Here is a 12,648-nt window from a genome sequence, read left to right as displayed (position 1 = left end):
CGCTGTGGGTGCTTCGGGGCCCCTTGAAATGCAGGAGAATCCCGAAAAATCGCGGGGTGATACGCCACCAGACGACTGAAGTCCCGGCTGTGCAATGCAGCCAGAAAGCCCCGACCAGTCTGCGCAGCAATGCGCTGATAGCCGCGCAGTCGTCACGTCATTCACCGGTACCAATCACAAGGAGATACGATGGCTACCCAACTTTCCAAGTCGCAGCTGATCGAGAAGATTGCGACCTCGACCGAGCTGTCCAAGCGCGACGTCAAGAACGTCATGGAGACGCTCACCGACGTCGGCCACAAGGAGCTGAAGAAGAACGGCGTGTTCCTGGTGCCGGGCTTCGCCAAGTTCGTCGTGGTCAAGAAACCCGCCGTGAAGGCGCGCAAGGGCACCAACCCCTTCACCGGCGAAGAGATGATGTTCAAGGCCAAGCCGGCCCGCAAGATCGTGCGCGCGCGCCCGGTCAAGGCCGCCAAGGACGCGGTTGCCTGATCTGACCGTCAGTCACGGTCGTAATCACGTCAGAGGCCCCCTGAGAAGGGGGCCTCTTTCGTTGCGGAATGTGTAGGCTGCAGCGGGCCTGAGTGTTGCGTTCGCCGAAGCGCCGCCGGCGCGGATCGCGAAGTCTCGCGCGGGGAGAGCGGAAAACGACAGCAGCGCCAGCGCGACGGAATATCTTCGTCGCGTGGCGCCACCCTCGAACACTGGGCCCTGAAATCCCCAGTACTGATCTGTCTCGGTGTGCCGCAGGAAGGTTCAAGGGCTTTTCCGGGAAGTTTGACCGGCCAGTGCGGCCTCCGCCCGAGCGGGCAGCGTCGTCGCGCGCGCTGGGGACAAGCTGGTGGATATTGCGCAGCAAGCCGTTGATCCGGGAGCCAAAAGACACAGGCTGGGAGCTGTGGACAGGCGTTGGATCGATTGTGGATGAGCCTCCGGCGTGATCGCCACGCGGCTCGGCGTCAGTCGCGGTCCAGATCCGCTCCGTCTTCCGTACCGGCCGCCTCGGTCCCGGGATGAAGGAACGCAAGCACGACGAAGCCGCCATAGCCGATGATGTTGAATAGAAGTTCCAGCCAGGATGCCATCGCGGACTCCCCCTAGAGGGGTGAACGCATGACTAGCGTTACCGTTCCGCCGCGCGCGGGGGCGACTAGCCTGCAACCAATTCCCCCGCATCTGCGTTGTTTGGACGCATCGGAATTGGAGGACAACGATCATGAGAAAGGCATTGGCAGTTCTGGCGACCGCGGGTGCCGTCGCCGTCACCGCATTGGCGGCACCCGCGCCGGCACAGGCGCGCGGTCTTGGTCCGGGTCTCGCATTCGGCCTCGCGGCGGGCGCGCTGACCGCCGGCGCGATCGCGGCGTCGCATCCCTATTATTATGGTCCGGGCTACGACTACTATGACTACGGCCCGCGTTACGTCTACGCGCCCGGCCCGTATGCCTATTACGGCGGACCGTACTATCATCGCTACCACCACTGGCGTCATCACTGGTAGACGTCAGTCGTGAGAAGGAGAGCCCGGATGGCGAAAGCCTCCGGGCTCTCGTTTCATCCCTGCTATTCCGCGGCCTCGCCGCGCTGCGCCTTCTTCCACGCCGAGCGGGCATATTCCTCGCGTTCGCGCGCGAACTTCTCCTGGGTCGACTTGAACCGTGCAATCCTTGCGGTGATGTCGGCGCGCTCCTTCGCGCGGCGGTCGTCCTGCGTCTCGTTCTGCCTCACGGATCCTCTCTGCTCCGGTTGCTATCCGGCGAGCCTCGCCGTGAGACGCGTGACAAACTTCCTGGCGAATCGCTGGCGCGATGTGGATGTCCGATTGAGGCGTGATTGCGGACGCACGGTCCGGCTGCAGGCGGCCCGCGCGTTTTGCCGGGGACAGACCGCGGGAGGCGAGCGGCGCCAACGTCTTCAGGTAGACACGGAACAATCCGACTCGTTTTGCTTGTGGCCGCGTCGTTCACGGCCGGTTCCGGTGGATACGGAGTGGCACGACGACGCAGCCGGGCCGGACACGCTTGGAGGCGGGAGCCAGCTTGCCGTGCTATGAAGGGAGGACAATGATGATGCGAGGTCTCATGGTTCGGGGCAGCCGCTGATGATTGCATCCGATCTGCACGACGGGGTGAATCGCCTGGGAGACATGATCGCTGCGGCGCGTGCGATCGTGCCCTTCACCGGCGCTGGACTATCGACCGAGACGGGCATTCCGGATTTCCGTTCTCCCGGCGGTCTATGGACGCGCAACCGGCCGATCCATTTCGACGAATTCGTCGCTAGCCAGGAGGCGCGGGACGAGGCTTGGCGGCGGCGCTTCGCGATGCAGGAGACGTTTGCCGCGGCGCGGCCCGGCCGCGGCCACCTGGCGCTTTCGTCGCTCTACCGTGCGGGGAAAATTCCGGCCGTCATCACTCAGAACATCGACAACCTGCACCAGGACTCCGGTTTCGCCCCGGATCACGTCATCGAACTGCACGGCAACATCACCTACGCGCGATGCATCGGATGCGGGCAGCGCTATGAGCTCAACTGGGTACGCGAGCGCTTCGAGGCCGACGGTGCCGCGCCGGATTGTCCCGAATGCGCGGAGCCGGTGAAGACGGCGACGGTATCCTTTGGTCAGTCGATGCCCGAGCATGAAATGCAGCGTGCCACCGAACTCGCGCAGCACTGCGATCTGTTCGTCGCGATCGGCTCATCGCTGGTTGTGTGGCCGGCCGCGGGCTTTCCATTGATGGCAAAGCGGGCTGGCGCGCAACTCGTGATCATCAACCGGGAACCGACCGATCAGGACGACGTTGCAGACCTTGTTATCCACCACGACATCGGCGAAGTACTCGGATCGTTCGTCCGTAATTGAACGGAAATTGATGCATTTTTGTCGGCATCTCTGTTCATATGCCTCACTGAAACCGATTTTTATCTATGCGCGGCACGAGGGAATGTTATCTTTGATTCGAGAGATTCGCGTGACTCATCGTGGGTATAGGTGGTGAGCGCGTGTATGAGGGCGCCGTTGCAGGGGTGGCGGCTCACAATTCATATGTGAGGTCCGGGGTTATGGGGTCGGACGGATTTGAGTCCAAGAAGCTTGGGATGCCGGTCGTTGGTGTATCGACACCAACCCGGCTCGGGGCGGAATATCAAACCGGCGTCGCGCGCGACTCGGCAATCGATGCGATGACCGGTCTTGGCGAGAACCTCGTCGAAATCAGCGGTGTCATCAAATGGTTCGACGCCTCGAAGGGATACGGTTTCATCGTTCCCGACAATGGCTGGCCGGACGTGCTGCTGCACGTCACGGTGCTCAGGCGCGACGGCTACCAGACCGCCTATGAAGGTGCTCGCCTGGTGGTGGAGTGCGTGCAGCGCTCCAAGGGCTACCAGGCGTTCCGCATCGTCTCGATGGACGAGTCGACGGCGATCCATCCGGCGCAGATGCTGCCGCCGCGGACCCATGTGACGGTGACGCCGACCAGCGGGCTGGAGCGAGCCCAGGTCAAGTGGTTCAACCGGCTGCGCGGCTTTGGCTTCGTGACCTGCGGGGAAGGGAGCCCGGACATTTTCGTCCACATGGAGACCCTGCGCCGCTACGGCATGACCGAGCTGCGCCCCGGCCAATGGGTGCTGGTCCGCTACGGGCCCGGCTCCAAGGGCATGATGGCGGCCGAGATCCACCCCGAGACGGGCTCGCCGGCATTGTCCTCGCACTGAGCGGATGCTTCCTGCGACCACGGTATTTGACGGCCCCCGGAACGGCGCTTCCTGGGGCCGTTTTCATGTCGGCCCCTCTTCACGGACCGGGCCGCGGTCTTGCTGCGGAGGCCGCGACCGTGTAGTGACGGGTCCTCTAGGACAATGGTCCTTGAGAACATCGGGGTATAGCGCAGCCTGGTAGCGCGGCAGTTTTGGGTACTGCAGGTCGTTGGTTCGAATCCAGCTGCCCCGACCATCTCCGCAGCGGCGCGGCTTTCTCGGGCGAGGCCTGATAGCTGGCGCGATACTCACGATAGCGAGAAAGATTTCGGCCAGGCCGCCAGCGGTCAATCCGCCGAGCGAGCGCGGCTGGGCCGATAAAAAAATTCGGATGCTCCCGCAGCGGCAAAACCCGGGAGCATCCGAAGTGTGCGGGTGAATCCGGGGAAGGAACATCCGCTGGTCGTCAGCATCCTCTGAATCGAAATCTCGCGTCTTTGCGCTAAATCAAATCAGGCGCAGGAGGCCCTCGGCCGTGCCCGAGGTCGCGGCGGGCGGATCAGCGCGCCAGCTCGTCCTGCGCCAGCCGGCCGTCGATGATGTGCACGCGCCGGTGCATCTGAGCGGCGAGGTTGAGATCGTGCGTGACCGCGACGACGGTCTTGCCGCGCAGCGTGACGAGATCGCGCAGGATGCCGAACACCTGCGCGGTCGCGGCGGTGTCGAGGCTGCCGGTCGGCTCATCGGCGAGGATCACCGGCGGATCGTTGGCGAGCGCGCGCGCCACCGCCACGCGCTGCCGCTGGCCGCCGGACAATTTGTCCGGCGTCTTGCGCAGATGATCGGCGAGGCCGAGCGACGCCAGCAGCTCCTCGGCGCGCTGGGTGACGGCGCGCGGCGACAGCCGGGCCAGCGCGCGCATCGGCAGCGCGACGTTCTCGGTGATCGAGAATTCCGGCAGCAGGAAATGAAACTGGAAGACGAAGCCGAGCCGCGACAGCCGCACCTCGGCGCGCTCATCCTCGTTCATGCCCGTCGTCGAGCGGCCGTCGATCAGCACGTCCCCCTGGCTCGGCAGGTCGAGCAGGCCAAGCAGATAGAGCAGGGAGGATTTTCCCGAGCCCGACGGTCCGGTGATGGCGATGAGCTCGCGCGGATGGATCACGAGATCGATGTCGGCGACCAGCGTCACCGGCACCTCGCCGGGCAGCACCTTGGTCACTTGCCGCGCCTCGATCAGGGGCGGGCTCACGTCGCGCCCCGGATGATGTCGACCGGATGCAACCGCGCCGCGGCCCGGGCCGGAAAGTAGCCGGCGACGGCGCTGGAGACCAGCGCGACCGCGCCCGCCAGCAGATAGTGCTTCAGCGAATACAGCACGGGCAGATGATTGTAGTCGGAGAACGGCGTCTTGAACTCGAGCGAGGCGAGCCCGCGGGTAAGCAGGTAGCCGAGCGCCCAGCCGAGGGCGGCACCGGTGAGGCCGATGAACAGCGCCTCGACGATGAAGATGGCGCGGACCGTGCGGTCGCGGAAGCCGAGCGACTTGAGGATGGCGATGTCGCGGGTCTTCTCGTGGGTGATGGTCGAGATGATGTTGTAGGTGCCGAAGCTCGCGACCAGCAGGATGGCGCCGACGATGGTGTACATCAGCACGTTGCGCAGCGTGATCGCCGCCAGCAGATCCTCCTGCGCCTCCTGCCAGGAGACCGCCTTGTAGCCGGTCTGCTCGCCGATGCGCTCGCTGATCAGGCGCGCCTGCATCGGATCGTTGGTGCGGACGCGGATCTCGTTGATGATCCCGGTCTGGCGCTCCAGGATCTGCGCGGTGCGCAGCAGCACGTAGCCGGTGGTCTCGTCGGTGCCGCGGAAGCCGGAATGGAAGGTGCCGGCGACGGTCGCGTTCATGCTGATGCCCTGGGCCGAGGCGAGCGTGATGTTGGAGTTCACTCGCGCGCCGATCTTGGCCGCGAGCCGGTCGCCGAGCAGGATCGCGTGCGAGGACCGGTACAGCGAATTGAGATTGCCCTGCCGCATGTGGCTCGGCAGCGTCGAGACTTGGCCCTCCGTGCGCGGATCGATGCCGATGATCGCGACCGTCAGGTTGCGGCCGGCGAAGCGCAGCACGGCCTTTGACTGCACCGACGCCGTCAGCGCGCCCGGCACCCAGCCCTGCAGCGAGGCAATGGTGGCCATCGGGTTCTTGATGCCGGGGCGGCGGACGTTCGGGGTCAACCGGTGGAATTCGGCCGCCGCATAGACCTGGTCGGCCGGCTGGCGGGTCGGCTGGCGCAGCTCGTCGGTGATCGAAATGTGCGGCAGCGCGTCGACCAGCGTGCGGATGAAGTCGTCCTGGGAGCCCTCCATCATCGCCGCCATCATCACCGAAAACGCCACGCCGGTCATGACGCCGGCGATCGCGACCAGCGTCTGCCGGGCGCGATGGCGCACATGGGTCCAGGCGATGGTCAGGACGAGGCTCATGGCGCGGACGTCTCGGGCTCGATCACGCGGATCCGCTCGCCGTCCTTGATGTCGGCGGTCGCGGGCGCCGCGACCAGCTCGCCTTCGCGGGCGCCGTCGAGGATCTCGACCGCCGCGGAGCCGCGGATGCCGATCCGCACCGCGCGCCGATGCACACGGCCGCCTTCGATCACCATGAGGCTGTTGTTGACGACGGCATTGGCCGGCGCGAGCAGCGTGTCGGCCGTCTCGCGGCTGACGATGTTGGCCTCGACGCTCATGCCGACGCGCAGCGGCGTGTTGTCGGGCAAGCCGATCCGCACGCGGAACGTCTTCGCCACGGGATCGCCCGCCGGCGTGATCTGCTTCACCGTCCCGGGCAGCGCCTGGTTGCCGAACGCATCGGCGCGCAGCAGCGCCTTCTGGCCGACCTGGACACGGGGGATGTCCTCTTCGTTGACGTCGGCGACGACCCAGAGCGGCTTCTCCAGGCCGACGCGGTAGAGGATGGTGCCGGGATCGACCATGTCGCCGACCTCGCCGTCCTCCTTGAGGACGACGCCGTCCATCGGCGCCACCAGCTTGAAGTAGTCGAGGCGCTGGGTCTGGGCCGCGATCTGGGCGCGGATGCGGGCGAGATCGCTTTCGGAGCGCTGGTACGCTTGCGAGGTGGCCGCGCCGCGCGCCAGTAGCTGCGTCTGCCGCTCGAATTCGAGGCGCTGGAATTCCTCCTGTGCGCGCAGATCGTTCAAGGTGGCCAGCGCCTCCTTGTCGTCGAGCCGCGCCAGCACGTCGCCGGCCTTGACCAGCTTGCCCTCGCAGCGGCAGCGCTCGACGATGCGGCCGCGAACCAGCGGCGTGCTCCGCGACCACGTCTCCGGCTCCACCGCGCCGGTTGCATAGACGATCTCGGCCGCCGTGCCGCGAGTGATGCGGGCGGTCGCGATGAGCGGTCCACGCATCCACCATACGGCAAACCCAGCCAGTGCGCCGAACAGCAGGATGATCGAGAGCAGGCCGCGCCACGGAAAACGACGCCGGCCGCGATCGATGGCCGGCGTGGCAGCAATGGCATTGGATTGGTCCGGCGTCAGCATGTCCATGATCGAACGGACCCTGCGACGGGAGAAAGGCTATACTTAGCCCGCAGTGCCAGTCGCCACGCGGGGCGGAGCCATCTTGAAGTGCTGTTTGGCATAGGCGACGATCTGGCGATCGGTCGGGTGATCGGCAACCTCGACGCCGACGATGCGCTTTCCGACCGCAGGATGCTTCTCGTGCAGGTACTTGGCAAGCTCGGTCTTGGCGCTGGCCGGACCGATGATCAGGATCTCGCCGGCGTCATCGAGCGCGTGCGCGACCTCCTCGAGGAAATTCTTGTCGGGCGCCGCGTGGCCGCTGCCGATCTCGTTGGCCTTGTGGTGCAGATGCTTGGTCTGCAGGTGTGGATGCAGCGTCAGCTCGTCGGCACCGGTCAGTCCGATATGGAACACCTTGGCCTCGCTGTGATCGAGCCACACGACGGCATGGAAATGAGTCGGCATGTTCTGGTCCTTGTCAGCAAATCGCCGCGTGGCGGCCTTGTGCGTTCGCCAGGGAACGCGCGCCGCGGAAGGCGGCACCCTTTGTGATGCAAACCTTAGCGAGCCCGATCGTGGCCGGCTTGATGCAGGTCAACGGACGCGGGAACCCACCCCCGCGCCCCTGATGTGCGGGGTTTACTTCGGCGCAGGCGGCTTCGGCAGCGGCTTGTCCTGCCGCTTCGACCAGGAGATGTAGTAGGCCACGGTGGTCATGATCGCGATGCCTGCCGCGCTGACGAGGATCTGCGCCAGCAGCGAACCTGAGCTCAGCATCAGGGTGAAGTGGCCGATGAAGGACAGGAACACGCCGACGCAGAACACCGCCAGCGACTGTTGGCCGCAGACGACGAGGGGATCGAGCGCCTTCCACTCCAGGCCCGGCCATTCCTTCGGCACGAAACGGATGACCAAAATGACGATCACCACGAAATGCAGGAAGCGGTACGGCGCGAGATTGGTCTTGTCGTTGGGATTGAAGGCCGAATAGAGCCAGTTCGGAAACATCGATCCGAGCTCAGGGAAGCGGCCGGCCATCGTCATGACCAGTGCGAGCACCATGTAGGCGATGCAGAAATAGAGCGTGGCCGGCGCCATGATGATGCCCATCGAGCGGCGGGCGCCGCCGAGCGCGCACCATGAGCCGAACACGAACAGCACCTGCCAGCAATACGGATTGAAGTACCAGGTGCCGGCCGGGTAGGCCGCAAAATTCCAACCCATCTGCCGCGCCACGAGCCAGAGCACGATCGAGGCGATCATGGTCAGGTCGGGCTGGCGCAGCATCATCCACAGCACCGGCGGGAAGAAGCCCATCAGCACGATGTAGAGCGGCAGCACGTCGAGATTGACCGGCTTGAACTTCAGGATCAGCCCCTGGGCCAGCGTATCGCTGGCGTGGTCGACGAGGCCCGCGACGTTGAACTCGTCGATGATCTCGGAGACGCCGAAGCGCGTCGCCAGATAGCTGATGGCCACAATATAAATCACGAACAGCACGATGTGGGCGACGTAGAGCTGCCACACCCGCTTGAACAGCCGGGTGGCGCCGACGATGAAGCCGCGGTCGATCATCATGCGCGCATAGACGAACGAGGCGGTATAGCCGGAGATGAAGACGAACAGGTCGGCGGCGTCGCTGAAGCCGTAATTCCGCGTGGTGATCCAGTTCACCACATTGTCCGGGATGTGATCGAGAAAGATCGCCCAGTTGGCGATTCCGCGAAACAGGTCGAGCCGAAGGTCGCGCCCTCGCTCGGGCAGCGTGGCATTGATTTTCATGGCCGCTTCAACGCACTGTTTTGAATGGAAAACGTCGGGGGGCAGAGGCGCCGTGGCAGTCGACCGAGATTGTCACGGGACGGCAGAATGACTATACGGAGCACGATAAACGGTCATGTCCAGGATGGGAATCACCGTTCCGTGCTGAAGCTTGCCTGTAACCCATCCCGGCCGTTTCCGCCAAACGCATGACGACCGCAGCTTCCAGGGGCTCTACCAGCCATGACCGCACGCATTTTCAAGCCCGCCAAGAACGCGATGCAATCGGGCAAGGCCAAGACCCGGGACTGGCAGTTGGATTATGAGCCGGAGCAGCCGCGTTCGGTCGAGCCGCTGATGGGCTGGACATCCTCTTCGGACATGAAGCAGCAGGTCACCTTGCGCTTCGACACCAAGGACGAGGCGATCGCCTATTGCGAACGCAAGGGCATTCCCTATGAGGTGATCGAGCCGAAGGAGCCGGTGAAGCGGCAGATCGCCTATGCCGACAATTTCTCGTTCCGCCGCGGCGAGCCCTGGACGCATTGAGGGGCCGACACGGCCATCATCCGTTCAGCAGCCCGCCGGGGATGGGCAGCGGCGCGTCCTTGGACAGGCCAAGCACCGGGAAGCTCCTGATGGCCCGGACGCCGGGCAGGGCGGCGAACTGGCGGAGCTGGCGGCTCATGCCTTCGACCCCGGTCGACACGCATTTCAGCAGAAAATCCGCATCTCCCGACAGCCGCCAGCATTGCTGGACCCAGGGCAACGGTACGATCGCGGCCTCGAACGCCTCCAGCGCCGTCTGGTGCTGGCTGTCGAGCTGAATCGACACGAACGCTACCACCTCATAGCCCAGCGACCGCTCGTCGATGCTGGCGCGGATGGACTTGATCACGCCGCTATTGCGCAGCGTCCGCACGCGGCGCAGGCAGTTCGGATGCGAGATCCCCACCCGGCCGGCGAGCTCGTTGATGCGGATCCGGCCATCGGCCTGGAGCTCCGCCAGGATCCTGCGATCGATCGCGTCGAGCTCCGGGCTGCCAGCCATCGGCGCGGCCCGTTCAGCCGGTTGGGTGATCAGGCCGGCCGCCGCCGGCCTGCGCAGGCCCGGCGGTGCGCGGCATGACGCCGGAGAGGACGAGCTTCTCATGGGCCGCGATGATCGTCTCCTTGCTGAGCCGGCCGCCCGGACGGTACCAGCTGCACAGCCCGGTCAAGAGCGCGATGATGGCAAAGGTCGCGACCTGGATGTCGTCGACGTCGAACACGCCTTGCGCCACACCGTCGCTGAGGATGTCGGCCAGCCGGCGCTCATAGGCGCCGCGCAGCGCTACCACCGCCTCATAGTTGCGGGGCTCGAGACTGCGCAGCTCCGAGTTGGCGATGAAGACCTCGCGCTTTCGGGTCATGTGATAGCCGACGTGGAAGGCGACGAACGCCCTGAGACGTTCGACCGGACCCTGGGTGTCGCGCAGCGCCTGTTCGAGCTCGCGCAGGAGGTCGTTGATGTGGTCCTGGATCAGCTCCGCCAGCAGCTCCTGTTTGGTGCTGATGTGATTGTAGAGCGAGCCTGGCTGGATGCCGACCTCGGCGGCGAGCTGGCGCAGGCTCATGGCCTCATAGCCATGCTGGAAGATCAGCCGCAGGCCGGCCTTGCGGATCGCCTCCATCGTCGTCGGACCATGTGACCCGATCGTGCGCGCCATCTCGTCCTCGCTGGACCGTCCCGGTGCCGATCGCGGCGGATCCGCCACGGTAGGGGGTCCCGTAGTGAAGTCTGAAAATTCCGTGGTCTCAAGCAAATGCTGCTCGCCCCGGACCCTACAACAATCCGCTTGAGAATAGAATTTAAAAACGTATGATCGTTTAATTCGAGAAGGACGGATGGCCGCAAACCGGGCCGCCGGCGGGCAGGGAGGACAGCATGCGGGCAAAGATGGTACACCCGGGCTCGCAGCGGCCTGGACGGCCGCGACCGCTCTGACGCGTGCTCCCACGGCTTCCCCCTCCAGCCTCGCAACGAAGACGCCGGTCATGACGCTTCATTCCACGATCGATCCATCGTCCTCCGATTTCGCCCGTAATGCCGACGCCATGCGCGGGCTGGTCGCCGACCTCAGAACAAAGCTGGCGCAGGTCGCCGAGGGCGGCGGCGAAGCCTCGCGCAACCGGCACCTGTCGCGCGGCAAGATGCTGGCGCGCCAGCGCGTCGACCTGCTGCTCGACCCCGGAACGGCGTTCCTCGAACTGTCGCCATTGGCCGCACATGGGCTCTATGGCGGCGACGTCCACTCGGCCAGCATCGTCACCGGCATCGGCCGCATTGCCGGCCGTGAATGCGTCGTCGTCGCCAACGACGCCACCATCAAGGGCGGCACCTACTACCCGATGACGGTGAAGAAGCATCTGCGTGCCCAGGACATCGCCCGGCAGAACAATCTACCCTGCGTCTACATGGTCGACTCGGGTGGTGCGTTCCTGCCGCTGCAGGACGAGATCTTCCCCGACGAGCGGCATTTCGGCCGCATCTTCTACAACCAGGCGCAGATGTCGGCGGCCGGCATTCCGCAGATCGCGATCGTGATGGGCTCGTGCACGGCGGGCGGCGCCTATGTGCCGGCGATGTCGGACGAGAGCATCATCGTGCGCAACCAGGGCACAATTTTTCTGGGCGGCCCGCCGCTGGTGAAGGCGGCAACCGGCGAGGTCGTCAGCGCCGAGGAGCTGGGCGGCGCCGACGTGCATTCGCGGCAGTCGGGCGTCACCGACCACTATGCGCAGAACGACGCGCACGCGATCGGCATCGCACGGCGCATCGTCGGCACGCTGAAGCCGCCGGGCGCACGCAGCGCGCTGAACATGCGCGAGGTGCGCGAGCCGCGCTATGCGGCGGAAGAGATCTACGGCGTCGTGCCGGTCGACGGCCGTAAGCCGTTCGACGTGCGCGACATCATCGCGCGGGTGGTCGACGGCTCGGAGTTCGACGAGTTCAAGAAGCTCTACGGCCAGACGCTGGTGTGCGGCTTCGCGCATATCTGGGGCCATCCGGTCGGCATCATCGCCAACAACGGCATCCTGTTCAGCGAGAGCTCGCTGAAGGGGGCGCACTTCATCGAGCTGTGCTGCCAGCGCAACATCCCGCTGGTGTTCCTGCAGAACATCACCGGCTTCATGGTCGGCAAGAAATACGAGGCCGGGGGCATCGCACGCGACGGCGCCAAGCTGGTCACGGCGGTCGCGACCGCCGCGGTGCCGAAGTTTACCGTCGTGATCGGCGGCTCCTATGGCGCCGGAAACTACGGCATGTGCGGCCGCGCCTATGCGCCGCGCTTCCTCTGGATGTGGCCGAATGCGCGCATCTCGGTAATGGGCGGCGAGCAGGCGGCGATGGTGCTGAGCCAGGTCCGCCGCGATGGCATCGAGGCCAAGGGCGAGAGCTGGCCCACGGAGGAGGAAGAGAAATTCCGTAGCCCCATCCGTGCGCAATACGAGGCCCAGGGCAATCCCTACTACGCGACGGCGCGGCTGTGGGACGACGGGGTGATCGATCCCGCCGATACCCGCCTCGTGCTTGGCCTCGGATTGTCTGCCGCCGCCAATGCCCCGGTCGAGCCGACCAAATTCGGCCTGTTCAGGATGTGAT

At 65.2% G+C, this 12,648-nt stretch carries 15 protein-coding genes and 1 tRNA gene; 7 read left to right on the top strand and 9 right to left on the bottom strand.

All coding sequences use genetic code 11. From position 1 onward, the window contains the following. Window positions 1-189: 189 nt before the first annotated feature. On the top strand, window positions 190-492 hold the full coding sequence (locus QW868_RS14175; protein ID WP_172109121.1) for an HU family DNA-binding protein: 303 nt from the start codon (window positions 190-192) through the stop codon (window positions 490-492). Between the two features lie 467 nt (window positions 493-959). Here the strand turns inward: QW868_RS14175 and QW868_RS14170 are convergent, their stop codons facing one another. Next, on the bottom strand, window positions 960-1,085 hold the full coding sequence (locus tag QW868_RS14170) for a hypothetical protein (protein WP_315737858.1): 126 nt from the start codon (window positions 1,083-1,085) through the stop codon (window positions 960-962). 131 nt (window positions 1,086-1,216) lie between these two features. Between QW868_RS14170 and QW868_RS14165 the strand changes: the two genes are divergently transcribed. After that, a complete protein-coding gene (locus tag QW868_RS14165; protein WP_315737859.1) occupies window positions 1,217-1,501 on the top strand; it encodes a hypothetical protein in 285 nt (94 codons plus the stop codon). 62 nt (window positions 1,502-1,563) lie between these two features. Here the strand turns inward: QW868_RS14165 and QW868_RS14160 are convergent, their stop codons facing one another. Continuing rightward, entirely contained in the window at window positions 1,564-1,728 is a 165-nt protein-coding gene (locus QW868_RS14160) for a hypothetical protein (protein WP_315737860.1), read from the bottom strand. A 373-nt stretch (window positions 1,729-2,101) separates the two neighbouring features. On the opposite strand from QW868_RS14160, the gene QW868_RS14155 reads away from it, so the two are divergent. The 3 genes from QW868_RS14155 to QW868_RS14145 all read left to right on the top strand — a co-directional run bounded on the left by QW868_RS14155 (window position 2,102) and on the right by QW868_RS14145 (window position 3,955). After that, on the top strand, window positions 2,102-2,863 hold the full coding sequence (locus QW868_RS14155) for an SIR2 family NAD-dependent protein deacylase (protein WP_316230788.1): 762 nt from the start codon (window positions 2,102-2,104) through the stop codon (window positions 2,861-2,863). Window positions 2,864-3,063: 200 nt separating this feature from the next. Next, a complete protein-coding gene (locus QW868_RS14150) occupies window positions 3,064-3,717 on the top strand; it encodes a cold-shock protein (RefSeq protein WP_315737862.1) in 654 nt (217 codons plus the stop codon). A gap of 161 nt (window positions 3,718-3,878) precedes the next feature. After that, window positions 3,879-3,955, top strand: a tRNA-Pro gene (locus QW868_RS14145). Window positions 3,956-4,258: 303 nt separating this feature from the next. Here the strand turns inward: QW868_RS14145 and QW868_RS14140 are convergent. The 5 genes from QW868_RS14140 to QW868_RS14120 form a co-directional block, all read right to left on the bottom strand. Beyond that, on the bottom strand, window positions 4,259-4,951 hold the full coding sequence (locus QW868_RS14140; RefSeq protein WP_315785289.1) for an ABC transporter ATP-binding protein: 693 nt from the start codon (window positions 4,949-4,951) through the stop codon (window positions 4,259-4,261). After that, on the bottom strand, window positions 4,948-6,183 hold the full coding sequence (locus QW868_RS14135; protein ID WP_316230787.1) for an ABC transporter permease: 1,236 nt from the start codon (window positions 6,181-6,183) through the stop codon (window positions 4,948-4,950). Before QW868_RS14135 ends, QW868_RS14140 begins: the two co-directional genes overlap by 4 nt. After that, complete coding sequence (locus QW868_RS14130; protein WP_315772151.1) at window positions 6,180-7,259, bottom strand: efflux RND transporter periplasmic adaptor subunit; 1,080 nt, start codon at window positions 7,257-7,259, stop codon at window positions 6,180-6,182. The genes QW868_RS14135 and QW868_RS14130 overlap by 4 nt, the downstream gene beginning before the upstream one ends. Window positions 7,260-7,301: 42 nt before the next feature. Beyond that, window positions 7,302-7,706, bottom strand: a complete 405-nt coding sequence (locus QW868_RS14125; RefSeq protein WP_315772149.1) for a translational machinery protein — start codon at window positions 7,704-7,706, stop codon at window positions 7,302-7,304. Window positions 7,707-7,880: 174 nt separating this feature from the next. Further along, window positions 7,881-9,023: an OpgC domain-containing protein gene (locus QW868_RS14120; RefSeq protein WP_315737867.1), complete on the bottom strand. Its 1,143-nt coding sequence runs from the start codon at window positions 9,021-9,023 to the stop codon at window positions 7,881-7,883. 222 nt (window positions 9,024-9,245) lie between these two features. Between QW868_RS14120 and QW868_RS14115 the strand changes: the two genes are divergently transcribed. Continuing rightward, entirely contained in the window at window positions 9,246-9,551 is a 306-nt protein-coding gene (locus QW868_RS14115; RefSeq protein WP_315737868.1) for an ETC complex I subunit, read from the top strand. Between the two features lie 16 nt (window positions 9,552-9,567). Here QW868_RS14115 and QW868_RS14110 read toward each other — a convergent pair whose 3' ends face one another. Both QW868_RS14110 and QW868_RS14105 read right to left on the bottom strand, forming a co-directional pair. After that, window positions 9,568-10,053 carry an Lrp/AsnC family transcriptional regulator gene (locus tag QW868_RS14110; RefSeq protein WP_315737869.1) on the bottom strand — a complete coding sequence of 162 codons (486 nt, stop codon included), beginning with the start codon at window positions 10,051-10,053 and terminating at the stop codon, window positions 9,568-9,570. Window positions 10,054-10,066: 13 nt separating this feature from the next. After that, window positions 10,067-10,711 (bottom strand): TetR/AcrR family transcriptional regulator, encoded by a 645-nt coding sequence (locus tag QW868_RS14105; RefSeq protein ID WP_315797367.1) that lies wholly within the window; start codon window positions 10,709-10,711, stop codon window positions 10,067-10,069. A 328-nt stretch (window positions 10,712-11,039) separates the two neighbouring features. Here QW868_RS14105 and QW868_RS14100 point away from each other — a divergent pair, with 328 nt between their 5' ends. Further along, window positions 11,040-12,647 carry a carboxyl transferase domain-containing protein gene (locus QW868_RS14100; protein ID WP_316230786.1) on the top strand — a complete coding sequence of 536 codons (1,608 nt, stop codon included), beginning with the start codon at window positions 11,040-11,042 and terminating at the stop codon, window positions 12,645-12,647. The last annotated feature ends 1 nt before the right edge of the window (window position 12,648 follow it).

Origin of the sequence: Bradyrhizobium sp. SZCCHNR1051 (assembly GCF_032489615.1) — a bacterium.
Lineage (GTDB): Bacteria > Pseudomonadota > Alphaproteobacteria > Rhizobiales > Xanthobacteraceae > Bradyrhizobium.
This window is presented reverse-complemented; position numbering and strand designations above follow the sequence as displayed.